The sequence below is a fragment of the Streptomyces sp. NPDC053431 genome (assembly GCF_044544925.1).
Taxonomy (GTDB): Bacteria; Actinomycetota; Actinomycetes; order Streptomycetales; family Streptomycetaceae; genus Streptomyces.
This window is the reverse complement of sequence record NZ_JBITXX010000015.1, coordinates 128,256-150,116: the sequence shown is the minus strand read 5'-3', so window position 1 is coordinate 150,116 and position 21,861 is coordinate 128,256. Positions and strand designations below refer to the sequence as shown.

The following is a 21,861-nucleotide window of genomic DNA, read 5'->3' as shown; positions in this document are numbered from 1 at the left end:
GCGTCCGGACGCGGCCACCGAAAGGTACGCGGTGTCCGCCTGCCGGACGGTGAATGGCCGGATGTGCGTGGGCCGTTGCCCTTGACGGGCGCGGTCCCCGTACGCCGCGGGTCCGCGGGCCGGCCCCGCCCGGCCGGGCCGGACACCGCCCGCCACCCTCGCTCACCTCGCGCCGCGCGGGGCGACGGCCGTCCCGCCGGCCGTCCCCCCGGCGGCCCCGCCGCGGCTTGTGGACCACCGCGGAGAGCGCCCGGACGTCCCTTCGGCGATTGGCCGGTTCTGGCAGATCCCGGATGCGGTTCCTCCGGTGGATTCTGTAGCCCCGTGCATTTCCGGCGATTCGTAGGAGGACTCCTATGCCTGTCATGTCCATGACGCGTACGGCAGAGATCGTCACCGCCTGGCTCCAGGGCGCCGAGACGGCCTTCGGTGCCGACAACCCGGCCGGCCCGCTCTACGTCGGCGGTGCCGCCGGAGAGGCCGCGCTGACCGACGGCACCGAGGCGCTGCTCACCGGGTGCAGCAGCTGTACCGGCTCGTGGCACAGCTACTGCTGCTGACGAACCGCCGTACGGCACCCGACGCACCGGACGCACCACCCGGGGAACCCGTACGGGTTCCCCGGCCCGCGCCGGCCGGCCCGTGGGGGCCCGGCCGGCGCGGTCGTGAGAAGCCCGCCCCAGCCGTCAGGAGAGGACACAGCATGGTGGAACCGGTGGCAGAGGCCCGACCGTCCGAAGGGCCGCCGCCCGAGGGGTGGTTCGCCGGGCCGGTGGACACCTTCGCGGGACCGCTGTTCGCGGAGCTGGACGGCCGGATCCCCGGGATCTCCGGGCTGGCCCCCGACGAGCGGGAGGTCCTGCGCGAGGCGACGCGCGAGGCGCTGCGCCGCACCCTCCAGCTCCGGCTGAACCGGGTGCTCCTGCTGGAACTGCGGGCCGCCTCCCTGGCCGGCGAACTGCCCGGCGCGGACCCGTCCGCGCGCTGGGACGCCTTCCTCCGGCACGCCTGCGCCCCCGGCTTCGCCGAGACCCTGCGCCGGCGGTATCCGGCGCTGCACCCGCGGGGCCTCGCCTCCGGGCGCCTGCTGATCGAGGGCGCCCTGGAGCTCGGGGTCCGGTTCGCCGCCGACCGGCGGGCCGTGGCCGGTCTGCTCGGCGACGATCCGGGACCGCTGCGCGGCCTGGAGCTCGCCCGGGGGGACACCCACCACGGAGGACGGGCGGTGGCCCGGCTGGTCTTCGGGACCGCCGCCCTCATGTACAAGCCGCGGCCGGTGGAGGTGGACGCCGCGCTCCGTTCCTTCGTCGCCGCCGTCCCCGGCGCCGAGGACCTGGGCGTGCCGAGGGTGGTGGTCCGGGACGGCTACGGCTGGGCCGAGCACCTCGGTCACCGCTACTGCCGGGACGAGGCCGAACTCGCCCGCTTCTACCGCGCCCTGGGCGGCTGGCTGGCGGTGATGCGGCTGCTCGGCGGGACCGACCTGCACGCCGAGAACCTGGTGGCGCACGGCCCGATGCCCGCCGTGGTCGACGCCGAGGCCCTCTTCACCCCGGACGTCGAGGTCCCGCCGAGCGGGCGCGGCGACGCCGTGGACCGGGCGGCCCGGACGATCCGCGGCACCGTGCTGCGCACCGGGATCCTCCCTCTGCGCACCGACGGCTACGCCCTCGCCGGCGTGGACCTCTCGGCCGCGGGCGGCCTGCCCGGTCAGCAGCCGCGCATCCGCGTCCCGGTCATCACGGACGGCGGACGGGACACCGCACGGCTGGAGATCGGCGAGGTGGAGCTGCCGCCCGCCCGCAACCACCCCAGCCCGGAGCCGGTACTGATCCGCCACTGGGACCGGGTGCTGGCCGGCTTCGACGAGGTCACCGGAGCCCTGGCGGAGCTCGACGCGGACGGCGCCCTCGGCACGCTGGTGCGCGGGTTCGCCGGCTGCCGGGTCCGCAGGATCCGGCGCCCCACCCAGACCTACACGGACATCGGCCGGATGCTGTGGCACCCGGCGTCGCTGCACGGCCCCGACGCCGCCCGGGCGCGGGCCCGCGACATCCTGCACCGCAACGCCCTGGCCGCGCCGGGCGCGCCCCGCGAGCAGGCGGTGATCGACCAGGAGATCGCGGACCTCCTGGTCGGCGACGTCCCCGTGTTCGAGGAGCGGGTGGACGAGCGGCGGACGGCCACCTTCCTGACGGAGTGGCGGCGCGCCGACCTCGACCGTGAACGGGACACCATCCGCAGCGCGCTGGTCGGCGCCTACCTGAACGAGCGCCGGCTTCCCGACCGGGTGCGGACGCCCGCCCGGTCCCCGCACGCCGAGGACCTGGACCGGCGCCGGCGCGTGCTGGCGGCCGAGGTCGTACGGACGGTCTGCGCGGCGGCCGTGCGCGGTGCCGACGCCACGGCGACCTGGATCAGTCCGGTGCTCACGGACCACGGCTGGGCGATCCGCCCGCTCGACGCGGACCTCTACACCGGGCAGGGCGGCGTCGCCCTCGCCCTGGCGGAGTACCTGCGGGAGCAGCGCGCCGGGCGGGCCGATCCGGTGGCCGGGCTGGAGTCCGTCCTGGACGGCACCCTGGAGGTGCTGGCCGCCACCGAGGACACCACGCCGACCCGCCGGCTGGGCGGGTTCACCGGCATCGCCTCACAGGTGTGGACCTGGGGCGCGCTGCACCGCCTGCTCGGGACTCCGGACCTGCTGGACCGCGCCCGGGGCAGGGCCGCGCTGCTCACCCCGGAGGCACTCGCCGAGGACCGGGCCCTGGACGTGCTCAGCGGCGCCGCCGGGGTGCCGGTGCCGCTGCTCGGCCTCGCCGAACTCACCGCAGAGGAAAGGTGGTTGGCCGTCGCCGCGGAAGCCGGCCGGCATCTGGAGCGGACGGCGGTCGTCAACGACCGCGGGGCGCGGTGGTCGACGGTGATGTTCCCGGAGGGCATCGGCGGATTCGCCCATGGCGCCACCGGCGCGGGATGGGCGCTCACCCGGCTCTCCCTCTCCGCCGCCGGGAGCGCGGCCGACCGCCGCCGGTGGCGCGAACTCGGCGCGCGGGCCCAGGACTTCGAGGAGTCGCTGTACGCGCCGGAGGTGCCCGCCTGGACCGACGCGCGGATCGGAGGCGACGTCGAGTACCCCACCGCGTGGTGCCACGGGAGTACGGGCATCGGCCTGGCCGCCGTCGACCTCCACGCGCGCACGGGCGATCCCCGCCACCTCGGCACCGCGCTCCGCTCGGGGCCGGCCGGCCTGCGCGAGGGGTTCGGCTGGAGCCACACCCTCTGTCACGGAGACCTCGGGCTCTCGGAGCTGCTGCGCCGGCTGCGCGGTCTGGAGGGCTACGCGGGACCGTCCGCCGCGGAGGCCGACGGCGAGTTGATCACCGGCATCGAGCAGCGCGGTCCGGTCGGCGGCCTGGCCAAGGAGGCGTTCGCACCCGGGCTGCTCCCCGGCCTGTCCGGGGTGGTGCACCACCTGCTCGGCATGCATCCGGACGCCCGGCTGAGCTCGCCCCTGCTCCTGGGCCTCCCGGCGGGACCGGAGCCGGGGGCGAGCCGGCCGGACCGACGAGAGACGCCATGAGGACCGCCCGGCGCCCGTCCGCCGGCCGGGAGCCGGGAGCCGGGGCGGGCGTCCGCACCGAGACGGCGGCGAATGCGCCCCCCGTCCTCGCGCTCCCGGCGGGTGGGGACCAGCCGCACGCCCTTGGGCGGGTCCGTGACGTCCCGTCCGGCTCGCCGGGCGGACGACGCTACTTTCCGGACCCGCCCTGGTCGCGCCGGTCGAAGCTGAAGAGCTGGCCCCGGGCGTCCGCCGTGCAGGGCGCCTGGGCCAGCCGCGACCACTCGGCGCCGCGGTCGCCGACGACGGTGACGCAGCTGCCGGGGGTCGCGGAGCCGGCCGGCACGATGCGCCAGCCGGTGGGCGGGCTGCCGTACGGCTCCAGGGTGAAGCGTTCGACGCGGGTGGGGTCGCCGCACTCGGAGTCCTCGAGCGCGGCGGCGGGTATCCGGCCGCCGGAGGGTATCCCCGAGCAGCCGACGGGGAAGTCCGGGTGGACCGAGACGATCCGCCAGTGCTCCCCGGCGAGTCGTTTCAGCTCGTAGCGGGGGACGTCGGCGCCGGCGCAGGAGCGCTGGTAGATCTGGCCGCTGCTGCTGCCCCGCCGCTCGTTCAGGCAGAGGCCGGAGCCGATCACCCGGATGTGGACCGGCCCCTCGGCGGGCGCGGTGAGGACCGGCGGGCGCCGCTGCTCGTGAGGCCGCCGGTCCCCGTCCCGTACGAGGGCGACGACGCTGACGCCGGCGAGGACGAGGCCGGTGGCGGCGACCGCGCCGACGAGGGCGCGGCGGATCCGGGAGCGCCGCGGTGGGGGCGCCGGTCCGGCGGGCGGCTCCTCCGGTACGGCCCCGGGCCAGACGGGCGCCGCCTCGGTGTCCGCGCCGGCCTCCGGCGCCACGCCGGGCTCCGGCTCGTACGCCCCGTGGACGGCGAGCTCCTTGCGTACCGCCTCCCACTCCTCGGTCCGGGCGCCGCAGGCGCGGACGAAGGCGCCGAGCAGTTCCTCGCGGGGGACGGTGGTCCGGGAGAGCATGTTGGCGACGGTCGAGCGGGGCAGGACGTCGCCGAGCGCCTCGGCGCGCGCCGACAGCTCGCGGTAGGTGAGGCCGGACCAGTCCTTCAGGGCCTGCAGCCGCGCGATGAACTCGGCCGGGTTCCGTGCCTCCCGCGGGTCGGGAGGCGTCTCCCCCAGGGTCATGGCGCGCCGCTCCCCTCGTCGGGCCGGGCCGGACGGGGTTGGGACATGTCCGGGACGGGTTCAAGCCTTGTTGATCGCGGCGGGGGACTCAAGCATGGATTCGGCCCCGATCGTCCACGGGGGGACGATCGGGGCCGCGGGTGTCCGGGACGGCGTCGGGGCGCGGGTCCCGCGCGGGAGGGGCCGTACGGCCCGGGCGGGCGGGACGGGGCCGCCGGCCGGTCAGAAGACCGACTCGGCCTCGCGCATCCGGTCCGCCGGGACCGTCTTCAGCTGGGTGACGGCCTCCGCCAGCGGGACCATCTCGATGTCCGTGCCGCGCAGCGCGGTCATCCTGCCGAAGTCGCCGCGGTGCAGCGCCTCCACCGCGTGCCAGCCGAAGCGGGTGGCGAGCACCCGGTCGTACGGGGTCGGGGTGCCGCCGCGCTGGACGTGGCCGAGGATGACGGGCCGGGCCTCCTTGCCGAGGCGACGCTCGAGTTCGTACGCGAGGGCGGTGCCGATGCCCTGGAAGCGCTCGTGTCCGAACTGGTCGATCTCGCCCTTGCCGTAGTCCATGGTGCCGTCGGCGGGGTGGGCGCCCTCGGCGACGCAGATGACGGCGAACTTCTTGCCGCGGGCGAAGCGTTCCTCGACCATCTTGACCAGGTCGGCCGGGTCGAAGGGGCGCTCGGGCAGGCAGATGCCGTGGGCGCCGCCGGCCATGCCGGACTCCAGGGCGATCCAGCCGGCGTGGCGGCCCATCACCTCGACGACCATGACGCGCTGGTGGGACTCGGCGGTGGTCTTGAGCCGGTCCATCGCCTCGGTGGCGACGCCGACGGCGGTGTCGAAGCCGAAGGTGCGGTCGGTGGAGGAGATGTCGTTGTCGATGGTCTTGGGGACGCCGACGACGGGCACGCCGGCCTCGTGCAGCATCCGGGCCGCGGTGAGGGTGCCCTCGCCGCCGATCGGGACGAGCGCGTCGAAGCCGCTCTTCTCGATGAGTTCCTTGGCGTTGTCGCAGGCCGCGCGGAAGCGGGCGCGCTCCAGGCGGGAGGAGCCGAGGATGGTGCCGCCGCGGGCGAGGATGCCGCTGACGGCGTTGAGGTCGAGGGGGCGGTAGCGCCCGTCGAGCAGGCCCGCGTAGCCGTCCTCGAAGCCGATGACCTCGTCTCCGTAGTGGGTGACGGCCCGGTGCACGATCGACCGGATCACCGCGTTCAGGCCGGGACAGTCGCCGCCCGCTGTCAGAACTCCGATGCGCATCGTGCTGGGTCTCCTGCTCGGTAGTGGTACGTGTGAGCCGCGTCGATTCTCACACGGTCGGCGGTGGGGGTGCGCTCGCTGCTACTCCGCGCGTCCGGCCGCGGAAGGGCCTTCCAGGCCTTTGGTCCCTTGGATCCGGGCCCTTCGCCCAGCGGGCGTCGTATCGATCCGCGGGGGTATTGTCAAGAGGGCATTGCCATCCTATCGATGGTTTTTGAACACACTCGCTTGACGGACATCGCACGACGGACCCCCCGTCGCGATGCGGACAGGAGACGACGGCGTGACGCGCAGCGTGTACGTGACCGGGATCGACCGCGGAGACGGCCGCCAGGTCGTCGAGCTGGGAGTCATGGAGCTCCTGACCCGCCAGGTGGACCGGGTGGGGGTGTTCCGCCCACTGGTGCACGACGGACCCGACCGCCTGTTCGATCTGCTGCGCAGCCGCTACCGGCTGTCCCAGGACGCGGCGACCGTCTACGGCATGGACTACCACGAGGCATCGACGCTGCAGGCCGAGCGGGGCACCGACGAGCTGGTCTCCCGGCTCGTCGAGCGCTTCCACGCGGTCGCCCGCGACTACGAGGTCGTCCTGGTCCTCGGCACCGACTTCGCCGCCACCCAGCTGCCCGACGAGCTCGCGCTCAACGCACGCCTCGCCAACGAGTTCGGCGCCTCGGTGATCCCGGTGGTCGGCGGCAAGGGCCAGCCCGCCGAGTCGGTACGGGCCGAGGCCCGCAACGCCTTCCGCGCCTACGACGGGCTCGGCTGCGACGTGCTCGCGATGGTGGTCAACCGGGTCGCCGGCGAGGACCGGGCCGCGATCGCCGAGCGGCTCGCCGCCCGGCTGCCCGTGCCCTGCTACGTGCTGCCCGACGATCCGGCCCTCGCCGCGCCGACCGTCGCCCAGATCACCCACGCGCTCGGCGCCTCGGTGGTCCTCGGCGACGACGCCGGGCTCGCCCGCGACGCGCTGGACTTCGTCTTCGGCGGCGCCATGCTGCCGAACTTCCTCAACGCGCTCACCCCCGGCTGTCTCGTGGTCACCCCCGGGGACCGGGCGGATCTGGTGGTCGGCGCGCTCGCCGCGCACTCCGCCGGCACCCCGCCGATCGCCGGCGTGCTGCTCACCCTCGACGAGCGCCCCAGCGACGAGATCCTGACCCTGGCCGCCCGCCTCGCGCCCGGCACCCCGGTCATCTCCGTCCCGGGCAACAGCTTCCCGACCGCCACCGAACTCTTCTCCCTGGAGGGGAAGTTGAACGCGGCCACGCCGCGCAAGGCGGAGACCGCGCTCGGCCTCTTCGAGCGTCACGTCGACACCGCCGACCTGGTGCGCCGGATCTCCGTCGCCCGCAGCGGCCGGGTCACCCCGATGATGTTCGAGAACGAGCTGCTGGAGCAGGCCCGCGCCGACCGCCGCCGGGTGGTGCTGCCCGAGGGCACCGAGGAGCGCGTGCTGCGCGCCGCCGACGTGCTGGTCCGCCGGGACGTCTGCGACCTGACGCTGCTCGGCGACGTCGAGGTGATCCGCAAGAAGGCCGCCGATCTGAGCGTCGACCTCGGCGACAGCCGACTGATCGACCCGCAGACCTCGGAGCTGCGCGACGCCTTCGCCGAGAAGTACGCGCGACTGCGCGCCCACAAGGGCGTCACCGTCGAGCTCGCGTACGACGTGGTGTCGGACGTGAACTACTTCGGCACCCTGATGGTCGAGGAGGGCCTGGCCGACGGCATGGTCTCCGGCTCGGTGCACTCCACGGCCGCGACGATCCGCCCGGCCTTCGAGATCATCAAGACCAAGCCGGACGCCTCCATCGTCTCCTCGGTGTTCTTCATGTGCCTGGCGGACAAGGTGCTGGTGTACGGCGACTGCGCGGTCAACCCGGACCCGAACGCCGAGCAGCTGGCCGACATCGCCGTGCAGTCGGCGGCCACCGCCGCCCGCTTCGGCGTCGACCCGCGGATCGCGATGCTCTCGTACTCCACCGGCACCTCCGGCTCCGGCGCGGACGTCGACAAGGTCCGCGAGGCGACGAAGCTGGTCCGCGAGAGCCGGCCCGAGCTGCGGGTCGAGGGCCCGATCCAGTACGACGCGGCCGTGGAGCCCTCGGTCGCGGCGACCAAGCTGCCCGACTCGGAGGTGGCCGGCCAGGCGAGCGTCCTGATCTTCCCGGACCTCAACACCGGCAACAACACCTACAAGGCCGTGCAGCGCTCGGCCGGCGCGGTCGCCGTCGGCCCGGTCCTGCAGGGCCTGCGCAAGCCCGTGAACGACCTCTCGCGCGGCGCGCTCGTCAGCGACATCGTCAACACCGTCGCCATCACGGCGATCCAGTCCCAGGGTCAGGAGCTCTCCGCATGACCGCCCGTACCCCCGCGTCCGGCGCCGCGCCCACCCGGGTCCTCGTCCTCAACTCCGGTTCCTCGTCGGTGAAGTACCAGCTCCTCGACATGAAGGACGGCGGCCGGCTCGCGCTCGGCCTGGTCGAGCGGATCGGCGAGGAGACCTCGCGGCTCGTGCACACCCCGCTGCAGGGCGGCGGCCACAAGCGGGAGAAGACCGGCCCGATCGCCGACCACGCGGCGGCCCTGAAGGCGGTCGCGGAGGAGCTGGCGGCGGACGGGCTCGGCCTGGACTCCCCCGAACTGGCCGCGATCGGGCACCGCGTGGTGCACGGCGGGCTGCGGTTCACGGCGCCGACCGTCATCGACGACGAGGTGCTCGCCGAGATCGAGCGGCTGGTGCCGGTGGCGCCGCTGCACAACCCGGCGAACCTCACCGGCATCCGTACGGCGATGGCGCTGCGCCCGGACCTGCCGCAGGTGGCGGTCTTCGACACGGCCTTCCACACGACGATGCCGGAGGCGGCGGCGCGGTACGCGATCGACGTGGAGACCGCGGACGCGCACCGGATCCGCCGCTACGGCTTCCACGGCACCTCGCACGCGTACGTCTCCCGGGAGACGGCGAGGCTGCTCGGCAAGGCGCCGGAGGAGGTGAACGTGATCGTGCTGCACCTGGGCAACGGGGCCTCCGCCTCGGCGGTGGCGGGCGGCCGCTGCGTGGACACCTCGATGGGTCTGACCCCGCTGGAGGGCCTGGTCATGGGGACCCGCTCGGGCGACCTGGACCCGGCGGTCATCTTCCACCTCATGCGGAACGCGGACATGTCGGCGGACGAGATCGACGCCCTGCTGAACAAGAGGTCCGGCCTGGTCGGGCTGTGCGGCGACAACGACATGCGGGAGATCCGGCGCCGGATCGACGAGGGCGACCCGCGCGCGGCGCTCGCCTTCGACCTCTACGTCCACCGCCTGAAGAAGTACATCGGGGCGTACTACGCGGTACTCGGCCGGGTGGACGCGGTGGCGTTCACGGCCGGGGTCGGCGAGAACGCGGCCCCGGTGCGGGAGGCGGCGATCGCGGGCCTGGAGGAGCTGGGCCTGGCGGTGGACGCCGACCTCAACGCGGTCCGGTCGGACGAGGCCCGGGTCATCTCGCCGGACTACGCGCGGGTGACGGTTGCCGTCGTGCCGACGGACGAGGAGCTGGAGATCGCCCGCCAGAGCTACGCACTCGTGAGCGAATCGACCCCCGAGGGAGTGAACGCCTGAGCGGCCCCCCGCCCATTTGTACTTTCCACCAGACGGAATATTCCGCAGTGAAACAAACCGATAGGATCCGCCTCATGCGCCGTTCCAAAATCGTCTGCACGCTGGGCCCCGCCGTCGACTCCTATGAGCAGCTGAAGGCTCTCATCGAGGCCGGCATGAACGTGGCCCGATTCAACATGAGCCACGGGACCCAGGCAGAGCACCAGGAGCGGTACGACCGTCTCCGCAGGGCGGTGGCGGACACCGGCCGCGCCGTCGGCGTGCTCGCCGACCTCCAGGGCCCCAAGATCCGTCTGGAGACCTTCGCGGAGGGCCCCGTCGAGCTGGTGCGCGGTGACGAGTTCACCATCACCACCGAGGACGTCCCCGGCGACAAGTCCATCTGCGGCACCACGTACAAGGGCCTGCCGGGCGACGTGTCCAAGGGCGACCAGGTCCTGATCAACGACGGCAACGTCGAGCTGCGCGTCGTCGAGGTCGAGGGCCCGCGGGTCAAGACGGTCGTCATCGAGGGCGGCGTCATCTCCGACCACAAGGGCATCAACCTGCCCGGTGCCGCGGTCAACGTGCCCGCCCTGTCCGAGAAGGACGTCGAGGACCTCCGCTTCGCGCTCCGCATGGGCTGCGACATGGTCGCCCTCTCCTTCGTCCGCGACGCCAACGACGTCAAGGACGTCCACAAGGTGATGGACGAGGAGGGCCGCCGGGTCCCGGTCATCGCCAAGGTCGAGAAGCCGCAGGCGGTCGAGAACATGGCGGACGTCGTCGCCGCCTTCGACGCCGTCATGGTGGCCCGCGGCGACCTCGCCGTGGAGTACCCGCTGGAGCGCGTCCCGATGGTGCAGAAGCGCCTCGTCGAGATGTGCCGCCGGAACGCCAAGCCGGTCATCGTCGCCACCCAGATGATGGAGTCGATGATCACCAACTCCCGGCCGACCCGCGCCGAGGCGAGCGACGTCGCCAACGCGATCCTGGACGGCGCGGACGCGGTCATGCTCTCCGCCGAGTCCTCGGTCGGCGCCTACCCGATCGAGACCGTGAAGACGATGTCGAAGATCGTCGCCGCGGCCGAGGAGGAGCTGCTCTCCAAGGGCCTGCAGCCGCTGGTCCCGGGCAAGAAGCCGCGCACCCAGGGCGGCTCGGTCGCCCGCGCGGCCTGCGAGATCGCCGACTTCCTGGACGGCAAGGCGCTCATCGCCTTCACCCAGTCCGGCGACACCGCCCGCCGCCTGTCGCGCTACCGCACGCAGCAGCCGATCCTGGCCTTCACGACGGACGAGTCGACCCGCAACCAGCTCACCCTGAGCTGGGGCGTCGAGTCCTTCCTGGTCCCGTTCGTGAACAACACGGACGCCATGGTCGACCTGGTCGACGCGGAGCTGCTGAAGCTCCAGCGCTACAACGCCGGCGACACCATGGTCATCACCGCGGGCTCGCCCCCCGGCGTCCCCGGCACCACCAACATGGTCCGGGTCCACCACCTGGGCGGCACCGAGCAGGCCTGACGCCCGCCCTGGCCGCATGACAGGAGCCCCCGTCCCTCCTCGGAGGGGCGGGGGCTCCTGTCGTGTGCGGCTCCCGGGTGGTACGGGACTCAGCTCGGCTCGATCGTGTTCTCCAGCCCCGGGATCCGGAGCGTGCCGCCGAACTGGCCGGCCTGCTTCACCGTGCAGCTGGTGAAGATGGCCCACGGAACGTCGAGCGGAGGCGGGGTCGCGGGGCTGAAGGTGACCGGGATGAGACCGAAGAGGTTGCCCTTCAGCTCCTCCGTGTACATGGTCACCGTGCCGTTGCGCATGGTCGACATCGAGCCCGGCCTGGAGCGGACGTGGCCGGTCAGGCCGTCGGAGTGGACGGTCAGCTGGTGCAGGTTCGTGATGTCCACCTCGTCCGCGGTGAACTTCAGGACCTTCTTGATCTTGCCGCTGCCGGTCTTCACCTCGACGATGCCGTGGTACTTGAGACCCCGCAGTTCCAGCTTCGAGGTCTGGAGGATCCACGGCTCGTCCGGGAGGAGCGGCATGCCGGACTCCAGCTCCGCCGCGGCGAGCGCCTTCGGGTCGGCCTCGGGGCACGGGAAGCGCGGCTTCGCGCCGTCGGGGATGTCCTCGTCCTTCTTGGCGTCGAGGCCCTTGGCGGAGTCGGGCAGCTCCTTCGTGGCCGCACCGGCCGTGGCGGCGGCGGACTTGATGGCGTCCTTGGTCTTGTCGACCGTGCCACCGGTCGTGCCGCCGGTGCCCGTCCTCGGCGCCGTCGTCTCCTTGGGCGCGTCCGGGGTGCCGGTGCCGGCCGTCGGCCTGGGCGCCGCCGTGGTCGAGCTGGGCTGGGGCGCGGGCGTGGTCGCGTTCGGGCCGTCGAACAGGTCCTTGAGCGCGTCGCCGAGGCCCAGCGGGTCGAGCGGGTTGACCGACTTGGTGGGCGTCGGGGTCGGCTGGGGCGCGGCGGTCGTCGCCTGGGGCGCGGGCGCCTGCGTCGCGGCCTGCTGGCGTTCCGCGCCGGTGGTCGCGGTCGGCTTCGGCTCGGCGGTCGCGGAGGTCTCCGGGGCCGGCTTCTCGGTCGCGCTCGCCGTCGGCTCGGGGCTCTCCGTCCTGGCGGGCTTGGTCGTCGCCTCGGCCGTCGGCTCGTCGGAGCGGGTCACGCACGGGCCGGGGGCGAAGGGGATGTCCTTGCTGTCGTCGGCGAGGGCGAGCCGGGGTGCCAGGCCCATGCCCATCAGGACCGCGGTGGGCATGGCCGCGAGGGCCATCGCCTTGCCCGCGGGCACCTGGAGCTTGTTCAGGAGCGACTTGCGGGGAGCCGCGTGGCGCGGTCCTCTCGTCGTCCCGGCCGACTGTGTTTCGTCACCCCGCACTGTTCCTCCCGCCGTTGGCATCGATCGTCGTCTCGGCCACCGGCGCCTCGGAACCCTGCTGCGGGATCAGCGGCTGCGTGGTGCCGTCGTGCATGTGCTCGTCCGGGACGGCCTCGGCGTGCGCCCGCACGACGTCCTGCCCGGCCGGCTCCTCGGCGTCGTCCGGGTGCTCCGGGGCGCCCGCGACGGCTTCCTCGGACTTCGGCTCGGCCGGCGCCCAGGCCGCGGACATGCCGCCGCCGACGAGCGCGAAGAGGAAGCCGATCACCAGGCCGCCGAAGTTCGACACGGGGATGGAGACCAGGGCGAGCACGATCGCCGCGACGCCGGCGAAGATCCGGACGAGGGGCTGGAACCACATCGTCAGACCCAGCGTGATGAGCAGGAGGCCGATGATCAGCGCACCGGCTCCGGCCGTCGTCTGCATGGCGAGCGTCATGTTGCCGAGCCGCATGTCCCCGTACGGGAGATAGGCGATCGGTATGCCGCCGATCATGGTGAAAAGGCCCGCCCAGAAGGGCCGGGTCTGCCGCCAGACCTTGAACCGGTTCTCCTTGGGGACTCCGCGGGAAGCAGTGGACTCGGCGCTCATGGAAACAGCTCCCTGGAAGCGGTGTTGCTGAGATGGTGAAGAAGAAGGGGCACTACCGAAACGGGTGGGGGCCGTACGGGACGGCCCCGCACCCGTGCGCGTCAGTCCTGGACGGACGTCGGCATCAGTAGCACTCGACCCCGGCGCCCTTGCCGCGCTTGAGCGAGAGGTCGAGGTTCGGCAGCTTGAAGGTGGCGGCGGTGGTCGCCCACGCGCGCTGCTTCACGTTGCTGAGCTTCGCGTCCTCGGCACGCTGGCCGAAGCCGAACGGGTTGGCCTTGGTGTTCGGCTGGATGCCCGGCTTGCCGGGAGCCTTGGCCAGGTTGCCGGCCGCGACGCCGATGTCGATGTTGCCGAACTCGGCGTCGGCCTTCAGCTCGGCGACATCGAGGTAGATGCCCTTCGCGTAGACCGGCTTGTTGTCCTCGGTGCCGGCCCGCAGCACCAGCGTCACGTCGCCGACGAACGGGACGTTCGGCGTCACGACGGACTGGCACATGTTGGTGATCCAGGCCTCGGAGAAGCCGGACACCGCGACGGGCTCCGCGAAGTCCTTGCCTTCGAGGTCCTTACCGGCGTCGACGCTGCCGTACTGGACGAAGTCCTTGCCGACGAGGCTGTCGGCGCGAACCTTGAAATCCTGGCCGGAAATGCTGAAGGACGCGGCGAGCGCGCCCTGGGCCAGGCCGACACCGATCGCGGCCGTCGCGGCCACGCTCGGCACCATGACGACGGCGAACCGCTTCCATCTGGTCCCGCCACGAACCTGGGACTTCATGAGAATCCTCCTTCTCGGACGTACATCTCCGGATGGGCCCAGGGGCCCGTCCTGGGATGGGAGAAGTGCTACGTCCTCGGGAAGGAGAGCGCCGAGGGCTCAGGCGGCACGACGCACGTCCGAATCACCGGCGATCACCCCCGAGCGACAACCACTGACCGCGCGGTGCGCGGCCGGATTGGACAGGCCCTGCCCGTAGAGCAGGAACCCCCCTGTCCACGACCGACGGCGCTGCCGCCGGCCCGCTCGGTGGGGACCCTTCGCCGCACCGTCGGCGGGTTGCCGGGCTGGTGCGGTGTCGGACCGAGCGTCGCCGATCGTGGTCCATTCCGGCCCCCCGCACAAGGGGGTTCGTTACTGGCTAGTAACGGCCTGATAACCACGGCACGACGGGCTGACGTCGGTCGGCAACACAGGGTGCCGCCACGTGACGCGACAAAGTCCGATGAGGGAGGAGAAATCCGGACACAAATCCAGGTTCGATTTACTGCAAGTAACAGCGGCCGCCATTACCAAGTTTTGGTAAAGAGCGGCCGCCGAATGTCACTGTGTCGCCAAATCGTCCCGTTGCGGGACCGCCCCGGAGGGCCGTCGAGGCCTCAGAACAGCGCGCTCGCCAGGGCCTGTCGGGCCGCCGTCACCCGCGGGTCCTCGGGGCCGATCACCTCGAACAGCTCCAGCAGCCGGAGCCGCGCCGCGTCCCGGTCCTCGCCGAACGTACGGCGCACCGTGTCCACCAGCCGCCCGAAGGCGTCCTGGACGTGGCCGCCCGCCAGATCGAGGTCGGCGGCGGCGATCTGCGCGGCGACGTCCTTCGGGTTGTCGGCCGCGTTCTTGCGCACCGCGCCCGGGTCCATCGACCGCACGCGCGCCAGCAGTTCGGCCTGGGCGAGGCCCAGCTTGGCCTCCGGGTGCTCCGGGTCGTCCGCGAGCACGTTCTTGTACGCCTGGATCGCGCCGGCCAGGTCACCGGCGTCCAGCGCGGAGACCGCCGCGTCGAGCAGCGCGTCGTACGGGCCGGCCTGCACGGGCGCCGGGGCGTTCGGGTCGGCGTCGGCGTCGACCAGGAGGCCGGTGAGGCCGAAGCGCTCCTCGGCGACCTGCACCAGCTGGTCGAGGGTCTGACGGATCTGCGCCTCGGGGGCCGCGCCCTGGAACAGCGGCAGCGCCTGACCGGCGACCACCGCGAAAACGGCCGGAATTCCCTGGATGCCGAACTGCTGCATCAGCATCTGGTTGGCGTCGACGTCGACCTTGGCGAGCAGGAAACGGCCGTTGTACTCGACGGCGAGCCGCTCCAGGAGGGGGCCGAGCTGCTTGCACGGCTCGCACCACTCGGCCCAGAAGTCGATGACGACCGGGACCTCGGCGGACCGCTGGAGCACATCGCGCTCGAAGCCGGCCTCGTCGACGTCGATCACCAGGGAAGAGGGGGCGACGGCGGCCGTTCCACCCTGTCGGGCGGCCTCGGCACGGGCCTGCTCCGCCTTGGCCTTGGCCTCACCGGCCGCCTTCACCGCGGCGAGGTCGACGACGCCGCTCATGGACATGTTTCGGGGCTGCATGCCTCTATCCTCCCCCCTCCGCGGACGTATCCGGTAAGCCATGGCCGAAGCGTGCCGTCCGGGGCGGGGCGGCACGGTTCTCGTTGTTCGTGTGCGCCGGGTCCCCACCCGGCGGCGTGGTTGTCGCGAGGGGCCTCTCGGGCCTTTCGCTACGAGCCGTAGCGTAATGGCGACGCCGGTCCCCGCGGGGCGGGTCGGGCCGTGAACTGCCTCACATCACCGGCCCCTGGCGCAATACTTACCGGCGGGTATGGTCGTCACCCATGTGTAAGCGCACCAGCTCCCGCGCCCGAACCGGACGCCCCCGCTCCGCCGAGGCCGACACGGCCATTCTCGAGGCGACCCGGGCGGCTCTGGTCGAGCTGGGCTGGTCCAAGCTCACCATGGGCGATGTCGCCACCCGCGCCGGGGTCGCCAAGACCACCCTCTACCGGCGCTGGAACAACAAGAACGAACTCGTCGTGGACGCCGTCGCCGTTCTCTTCGACGAACTCGAACTGCCCGATCTGGGTTCCCTCCAGGCCGACATCGAGAACGTCGTCCTCCAGTTCGCCGCCCTCCTCGAACGCCCGGAGACCAAGACCGCCCTCATGGCGGTGGTCGCCGAGTCCACCCGCGACGAGCCGCTGCGCCGGCGCATCCGGGCCTCGATCGTGGACCGCCAGAAGCGGCTGGTCCTCGACGGCCGGCAGCGGGCGCAGGAACGGGGCGAACTCCCCGACGAGCGCGACCCGGCGACGGTCGAGGCCGTCGACGACCTCATCTTCGACGTGGTCGCGGGCGCCGTGGTGCACCGCGCCCTGGTGAGCGCCGAACCGGTCGACGCGGCCTGGGTGGCCCGGCTCTCCGCCCTGCTGCTGGGCGGCCTGGGCGCGGCGGCCGCGCCCGCCCAGGGCCTGTCCGGCGCGAGCTGACACGACGTGGGACGAGGGGCGGTACGGGATGACCCGTACCGCCCCTCTCCGTTCGAAGCCGCCCTGGGGAACGGGGCCTAGAAGCCGGCGGGCTCCGTGTAGACGCCCCACTCGTCGCGCAGCACGTTGCAGATCTCGCCGAGCGTGGCCTCGGCCCGTACGGCCTCCAGCATCGGGGCGATCATGTTGGAGCCGTCCCGCGCCGCCGCCAGCATGGCGTCCAGGCAGGCCTTGACCTTCGCCTCGTCCCGGCGGCCCTTGCGCTCGCCGAGGACGCGGACCTGCTCCCACTCGACCTCGTGGCTGACCCGCAGGATCTCCAGGTCGCCGGTGACCGAGCCGTGGTGCACGTTGACGCCGACGACCCGCTTCTCCCCCTTCTCCAGGGCCTGCTGGTAGCGGAAGGCGGACTCGGCGATCTCGCCGGTGAACCAGCCGTCCTCGATGCCGCGCAGGATGCCGGAGGTGATCGGACCGATCGGGTGCTTGCCGTCCGGGTGGGCGCGCAGTCCGCGCTCCTTGATCTGGTCGAAGATCTTCTCGGCGTCGGCCTCGATCCGGTCGGTGAGCTGCTCGACGTACCAGGCGCCGCCCAGCGGGTCGGCGACGTTGGCCACGCCGGTCTCCTCCATGAGCACCTGCTGCGTGCGCAGCGCGATCTCGGCGGCCTGCTCGCTGGGGAGCGCGAGGGTCTCGTCGAGGGCGTTCGTGTGGAGGGAGTTGGTGCCGCCGAGGACGGCGGCGAGCGCCTCGACCGCGGTCCGCACGACGTTGTTGTACGGCTGCTGCGCGGTGAGCGAGACGCCGGCGGTCTGGGTGTGGAAGCGGAGCCACTGCGCCTTGTCGGTCCTGGCGCCGTAGACCTCCTTCATCCAGCGGGCCCAGATCCGGCGGGCGGCGCGGAACTTGGCGATCTCCTCGAAGAAGTCGAGGTGCGCGTCGAAGAAGAAGGAGAGGCCGGGCGCGAAGACGTCGACGTCGAGGCCGCGGGAGAGGCCGAGCTCGACGTAGCCGAAGCCGTCGGCGAGGGTGTACGCGAGCTCCTGCGCGGCCGTCGCCCCGGCCTCGCGGATGTGGTAGCCGGAGACGGAGAGCGGCTTGTACGCGGGGATGTTGGCCGCGCAGTGCTCCATCAGGTCACCGATCAGGCGCAGGTGCGGCTCGGGCTGGAAGAGCCACTCCTTCTGCGCGATGTACTCCTTGAAGATGTCCGTCTGCAGCGTGCCGTTGAGGACGGCCGGGTCGACGCCCTGGCGCTCGGCGGCGACCAGGTACATGCAGAAGACGGGGACGGCGGGGCCGGAGATCGTCATCGACGTGGTGACGTCGCCGAGCGGGATGTCCTTGAAGAGGACCTCCATGTCGGCGGCGGAGTCGATGGCGACACCGCAGTGGCCGACCTCGCCGAGGGAGCGCGGGTCGTCCGAGTCGCGGCCCATCAGGGTGGGCATGTCGAAGGCGACCGAGAGCCCGCCGCCGCCGGCGGCCAGGATCATCTTGTAGCGCTCGTTGGTCTGCTCGGCGTTGCCGAAGCCGGCGAACTGGCGGATGGTCCAGGTGCGGCCCCGGTAGCCGGTGGGGTGCAGACCGCGGGTGAAGGGGTACTCCCCCGGCCAGCCGATCCGCTCGAACCCCTCGTACGTGTCGCCGGGCCGGGGCCCGTAGACCGGGTCGACCGGGTCCCCGGAGAGCGTGGTGAAGTCGGCGTCGCGCTTGCGGGCCTTGTCGTAACGGGCCTGCCAGCGACGGCGGCCTTCCTCGATGGCGTCAGCGTCCATGCTTCGAATTTACTAGGACGTCCTAGTAAATGTCGATGGCAAACCCCCGCACATCAGTGCGGGGGTGACCCCGTCAGGTGGGCCCTAGGCCTTGACCGGCTCCGGCTGCGCGCCGCTGACCAGCGGAAGCGTGTCGCGGACGACCTTGCGCTCGACGAAGAAGGCGGCGAAGGGAATCGTGCCCGACAGCAGCACCCACAGGAGCCGGCCGAACGGCCACTTGGCCTTGGAGCCCAGGTCGAAGGCGAAGATCAGATAGATGATGTAGAGGACGCCGTGGGCCTGGGAGACCGCGAAGGTCACGTCCTCGCCCCTGTCGAACCCGTACTTGAAGATCATGCACGTGCAGAGCACGAGCAGCATGACCGCGGTCACGTACGCCATGACGCGGTAGCGGGTCAGCACGCTGGATTTCATGCCGTCGAGCGTAACGGTACGTTCCGGGCGATCTTCCGCGGGGGTGCGCCCGCCCGGCGCCCCGGTCGGGGCGCGCCCGGAGCCCGCTCTCAGGACTCGTCGAAGTCGTTCGCGGCGACCCGCAGCGGGCGCAGCATCGCGAAGATCTCCGCGCACTCCTCGGCGTCGTACACGCCGAGACCGAAGTCCATCTCCATCAGGTCGCGGGTCGCGGCCTCGACGACCTCGCGGCCCTTCTCGGTGATGGAGGCGAGCGTTCCGCGTCCGTCGTTGGGGTTGGGGCGCTTGTCCACCAGGCCGGACCGCACCAGGCGGTCGACGGTGTTGGTGACCGAGGTCGGGTGGACCATGAGCCGCTCACCGATCTTGGACATCGGCAGCTCGCCGGCCTTGGAGAAGGTGAGCAGCACCAGCGCCTCGTAGCGGGCGAAGGTCAGCCCGTACGGCTTGACCACGGCGTCGACCTCGGCCAGCAGGATCTGGTGGGCGCGCATGATCGAGGTGATCGCGGCCATCGAGGGGACCGGGCCCCAGCGCTTCTGCCAGAGTTCGTCGGCGCGGGCGATGGGGTCGAAGGGGAGACTGAGCGGCTTCGGCACGCCTCGACCTTACCCACTGGTCATATGACGGTCAGCCGCGTCTCGCCCTTCGGTCGCCCGGACTTCGAGCACGAGCACCACCAGGCACAGGGTCGCCAGGACACCGGTCGCGGCGACGACCACGTGCACGGGCGCGAACTCGGCGGCGAGGCCCGCGCCCGCCATGCCGATGCCCTGGACGGTCATCATGCCCGCGGACGCGAGCGTCATGACCCGGCCGCGCAGCTCCTCGGGCACGGCCTCGACGAACCAGGCGTCGAGCCCGAGGGAGTACGCGCCGGCGACGCCCGACAGGAACAGCGCGAGTGCGGCCACGGCGAGCCCGGGGCGCGGCGCGTAGAGGAGGAAGGGCGCGAAACCGGCGAGCAGCAGCGGCAGCACGATCCGCGAGCGGGTGGCGGCGCTCAGCACGGAGCCGGCGAACAGCTCGCCCAGGACGGTGCCGACCGGCATCGCGCACATGAGCAGCCCGAGCGCGGCGGTGGAGGCGCCGACCTCGGCCGCGTAGGGGGCGGCGAGCGCCTCGGGGACGACCACGAACAGCGGCGGCACCCAGAACAGCAGCGTCAGGGCCCGGATGCGCCGGTCCTTCAGCACGCCCCAGGTACCGCGGACACCCTCCCGCTTCGCGGCGGCGCGGGCGGGGCGGCGGGCGGTGCCGAAGCGGAGCAGCAGCGCGGAGGCGAGGAAGGTGCAGGCGGTCACGGCGATGGCGCCGCGCGGGGTGAGCACGGTGAGCAGCAGGCCGCCCGCGCCGAAGCCGGCGAGCAGGGCGCTCTGCGAGACGATCCGGAGCAGCGAGCGCCCGAGGACGAACAGCTCGCCCTCGCCGAGGATGTCGGCGAGCGTCGCCATCCGGGTCCCCTGGAAGACGGGGGCGACGGCGGCGACGGCGCAGCGCAGCACGAGCAGTCCGGCCACCGGGGTGGCCGGCAGCACCATGAGCGCCACGCACCCGGCGCAGACCAGGTCGCAGACCACCAGCACCCGCCGCGGCGGGTACCGGTCGGCGGCTCCGGCGAGCAGGGTGCCGCCCAGCAGGTAGGGCAGGAAGCCGAGCGCGAAGGTGAGCGCGGACAGCAGCGGGGAGCGCGTGAGCTCGTAGACGAGCACGGTGAGCGCGAGCTCGCTGACCACGAGCCCGAGGAGGGAGAAGAGATGCGCGACGAACACGAAGCGGAACTCGCGCACGGAGAAGACGGCACGGTAGCGGGGGCCGGACGAGGCGGGGGCCGGCCCGGACGGGGCGGGGGCGGGCCGCGGAGCGGGGGTGGGCCCCGGGGCGGGGGTGGGCCCCGGAGCGGGGGCGGACCCCGACGCGGGAGGGGGCCCGGGAACGAGGGCGGGCCCCGGAGCGGGGGCGGACCCCGGAGCGGGGGCGGACCCCGACGCGGGAGGGGGCCCGGGAACGAGGGCGGGCCCCGGAGCGGGGGCGGGCCCCGGAGCGCGGGCGGACCCCGACGCGCGGGCGGCCGTCGCGGCGGGCTGGCTCCCCGCGGGCGCCAGGGCCCGTCCCGCAAGGGCCGGGTCCGCGGGCGCCGGGGCATCGGTGGCCGGTCCCGCGGGCGCCGGGCCCGCCGGGGCCGGGTCCGCGGTGAGCAAGGCAGGGGTGGGCACGGGCGCGCCTTCGGGCGCCCGGGGGTCGTTCGTGGGCATGGCAGCAGCGTGCGGGCCGCGCGGCGGCGGCCCTAGACTTTCGGCTCCAGCCGAAAGTCCGCCGCGCCCGGGGGTCCCGTGCCGTACCACCTGCACTTCGGCGAGGCGGATCCGCTGCGCATCCGTTTCGCGATCTCGCCGCTCTGGGAGACGCACTGCGCGGTACGGGTGCTCGCCCGGCCGCGGCAGCAGGGGTACCACCTGCCGTGGCTGCGGCGGATCGCGGAGGCGGCCCGCGGGGTGGATCTCGCGCCGCTGCACCTGCTGATGCCCCTGCGCGGGCACAGTCCGGACTTCCTCTACCCGCCGCCGATCAGGCCCGCCGCGGACTTCCACGAGGAGATCGCGGCGCTGCGGCGGACCGATACGGCGCTCGCGGCGGACGACTTCGCGCGGGCGCTCGCCGAGACGCCGGGCGCCGCGGAGACGCCGCACGGGCAGCGGATGCTGACGGACCCGGGCGGCTCCCTGCACTGGCTGGCGGATCTGCTGGAGCGGGCCTGGGAGGCGCTGATCGCGCCCGACTGGCCACGGCTGCGCGCGCTGCTGGAGGCGGACGTGGCCTACCACTCGCGGCGGCTCGCCGAGGGCGGCCTGGAGCGGCTGCTCACCGAGCTGCATCCGGCCTTCGGCTGGGTGGAGGAGACGGCGACCCTCACGGTGGACTACCACGGCGAGCACGTCCGGGCCCTGGGGGGACAGGGGCTGGTGCTGATGCCCTCGGTCTTCACCTGGCCGGACGTGGTGAGCGGCTTCGACCCGCCGTGGCAGCCGACGGTGGCCTATCCGGCCCGGGGCATCGGCGGGCTGTGGACCGAGGCCCGGGAGCGGACCCCGGACGCCCTCGCCCGGCTGCTCGGCCGGGCGAGGGCGGACGTGCTGTGCGCGCTCGACGAACCGGCGGGGACCTCGGCGCTGGCGCACCGGCTGGGGCTCGCCGCCTCCTCGGTGTCGGCGCACCTGTCGGTGCTGCGGGCGGCGGGCCTGCTGACCTCGCGCCGTTACGGGCACCAGGTGCTGTACGAGCGGACGCCGCTGGGGATCGCGCTCGCGGGGTCCCAGCCGGACGCCGGCTGACCGGTGCC

The 21,861-nt window shown here is 73.1% G+C and carries 17 protein-coding genes; 7 read left to right on the top strand and 10 right to left on the bottom strand.

Features of this window, described 5'->3' with window-relative positions; translation table 11 throughout:
• Positions 1 to 356: 356 nt before the first annotated feature.
• Positions 357 to 560 (top strand): DUF6229 family protein, encoded by a 204-nt coding sequence (locus ACIGXE_RS29220; RefSeq protein WP_399751884.1) that lies wholly within the window; start codon positions 357 to 359, stop codon positions 558 to 560.
• A gap of 155 nt (positions 561 to 715) precedes the next feature.
• On the top strand, positions 716 to 3,583 hold the full coding sequence (locus tag ACIGXE_RS29215) for a type 2 lanthipeptide synthetase LanM family protein (RefSeq protein WP_399751882.1): 2,868 nt from the start codon (positions 716 to 718) through the stop codon (positions 3,581 to 3,583).
• Between the two features lie 169 nt (positions 3,584 to 3,752).
• Here ACIGXE_RS29215 and ACIGXE_RS29210 read toward each other — a convergent pair whose 3' ends face one another.
• Positions 3,753 to 4,760, bottom strand: a complete 1,008-nt coding sequence (locus tag ACIGXE_RS29210) for a helix-turn-helix domain-containing protein (RefSeq protein ID WP_399751881.1) — start codon at positions 4,758 to 4,760, stop codon at positions 3,753 to 3,755.
• 222 nt (positions 4,761 to 4,982) lie between these two features.
• Complete coding sequence (locus tag ACIGXE_RS29205) at positions 4,983 to 6,008, bottom strand: ATP-dependent 6-phosphofructokinase (protein ID WP_399751880.1); 1,026 nt, start codon at positions 6,006 to 6,008, stop codon at positions 4,983 to 4,985.
• A gap of 283 nt (positions 6,009 to 6,291) precedes the next feature.
• Between ACIGXE_RS29205 and pta the strand changes: the two genes are divergently transcribed.
• The 3 genes from pta (at position 6,292) to pyk (ending at position 11,131) form a co-directional block, all read left to right on the top strand.
• Positions 6,292 to 8,373: a phosphate acetyltransferase gene (gene pta, locus ACIGXE_RS29200; protein WP_399751879.1), complete on the top strand. Its 2,082-nt coding sequence runs from the start codon at positions 6,292 to 6,294 to the stop codon at positions 8,371 to 8,373.
• On the top strand, positions 8,370 to 9,626 hold the full coding sequence (locus ACIGXE_RS29195; RefSeq protein WP_399751878.1) for an acetate kinase: 1,257 nt from the start codon (positions 8,370 to 8,372) through the stop codon (positions 9,624 to 9,626). The genes pta and ACIGXE_RS29195 overlap by 4 nt, the downstream gene beginning before the upstream one ends.
• Positions 9,627 to 9,700: 74 nt before the next feature.
• Positions 9,701 to 11,131, top strand: coding sequence for a pyruvate kinase (gene pyk, locus ACIGXE_RS29190; RefSeq protein WP_399751877.1), 1,431 nt, complete (start codon positions 9,701 to 9,703; stop codon positions 11,129 to 11,131).
• Between the two features lie 89 nt (positions 11,132 to 11,220).
• Here the strand turns inward: pyk and ACIGXE_RS29185 are convergent, their stop codons facing one another.
• The 4 genes from ACIGXE_RS29185 to ACIGXE_RS29170 all read right to left on the bottom strand — a co-directional run bounded on the left by ACIGXE_RS29185 (position 11,221) and on the right by ACIGXE_RS29170 (position 15,412).
• Positions 11,221 to 12,477 (bottom strand): hypothetical protein, encoded by a 1,257-nt coding sequence (locus tag ACIGXE_RS29185; protein ID WP_399751876.1) that lies wholly within the window; start codon positions 12,475 to 12,477, stop codon positions 11,221 to 11,223.
• Positions 12,467 to 13,069: a DUF6114 domain-containing protein gene (locus ACIGXE_RS29180; protein ID WP_399751875.1), complete on the bottom strand. Its 603-nt coding sequence runs from the start codon at positions 13,067 to 13,069 to the stop codon at positions 12,467 to 12,469. The genes ACIGXE_RS29185 and ACIGXE_RS29180 overlap by 11 nt, the downstream gene beginning before the upstream one ends.
• 124 nt (positions 13,070 to 13,193) lie before the next feature.
• Positions 13,194 to 13,847 carry a DUF6230 family protein gene (locus tag ACIGXE_RS29175; RefSeq protein ID WP_365338175.1) on the bottom strand — a complete coding sequence of 218 codons (654 nt, stop codon included), beginning with the start codon at positions 13,845 to 13,847 and terminating at the stop codon, positions 13,194 to 13,196.
• A 599-nt stretch (positions 13,848 to 14,446) separates the two neighbouring features.
• Positions 14,447 to 15,412, bottom strand: a complete 966-nt coding sequence (locus ACIGXE_RS29170; protein ID WP_399751874.1) for a tetratricopeptide repeat protein — start codon at positions 15,410 to 15,412, stop codon at positions 14,447 to 14,449.
• Positions 15,413 to 15,675: 263 nt separating this feature from the next.
• Here ACIGXE_RS29170 and ACIGXE_RS29165 point away from each other — a divergent pair, with 263 nt between their 5' ends.
• Positions 15,676 to 16,326 (top strand): TetR/AcrR family transcriptional regulator, encoded by a 651-nt coding sequence (locus ACIGXE_RS29165; RefSeq protein WP_399751873.1) that lies wholly within the window; start codon positions 15,676 to 15,678, stop codon positions 16,324 to 16,326.
• A gap of 77 nt (positions 16,327 to 16,403) precedes the next feature.
• On the opposite strand, the gene ACIGXE_RS29160 is transcribed toward ACIGXE_RS29165, so the two are convergent.
• The 4 genes from ACIGXE_RS29160 to ACIGXE_RS29145 all read right to left on the bottom strand — a co-directional run bounded on the left by ACIGXE_RS29160 (position 16,404) and on the right by ACIGXE_RS29145 (position 20,311).
• Positions 16,404 to 18,104 carry a methylmalonyl-CoA mutase gene (locus ACIGXE_RS29160; protein ID WP_399751872.1) on the bottom strand — a complete coding sequence of 567 codons (1,701 nt, stop codon included), beginning with the start codon at positions 18,102 to 18,104 and terminating at the stop codon, positions 16,404 to 16,406.
• Positions 18,105 to 18,188: 84 nt separating this feature from the next.
• Complete coding sequence (locus tag ACIGXE_RS29155; protein WP_399751871.1) at positions 18,189 to 18,521, bottom strand: DUF3817 domain-containing protein; 333 nt, start codon at positions 18,519 to 18,521, stop codon at positions 18,189 to 18,191.
• A gap of 89 nt (positions 18,522 to 18,610) precedes the next feature.
• Positions 18,611 to 19,120: a MarR family transcriptional regulator gene (locus ACIGXE_RS29150; RefSeq protein WP_365338185.1), complete on the bottom strand. Its 510-nt coding sequence runs from the start codon at positions 19,118 to 19,120 to the stop codon at positions 18,611 to 18,613.
• Positions 19,121 to 19,129: 9 nt separating this feature from the next.
• Entirely contained in the window at positions 19,130 to 20,311 is a 1,182-nt protein-coding gene (locus tag ACIGXE_RS29145) for an MFS transporter (protein WP_399751870.1), read from the bottom strand.
• A gap of 543 nt (positions 20,312 to 20,854) precedes the next feature.
• On the opposite strand from ACIGXE_RS29145, the gene ACIGXE_RS29140 reads away from it, so the two are divergent.
• Positions 20,855 to 21,853, top strand: coding sequence for a DUF5937 family protein (locus ACIGXE_RS29140; protein ID WP_399751869.1), 999 nt, complete (start codon positions 20,855 to 20,857; stop codon positions 21,851 to 21,853).
• Positions 21,854 to 21,861: the final 8 nt, after the last annotated feature.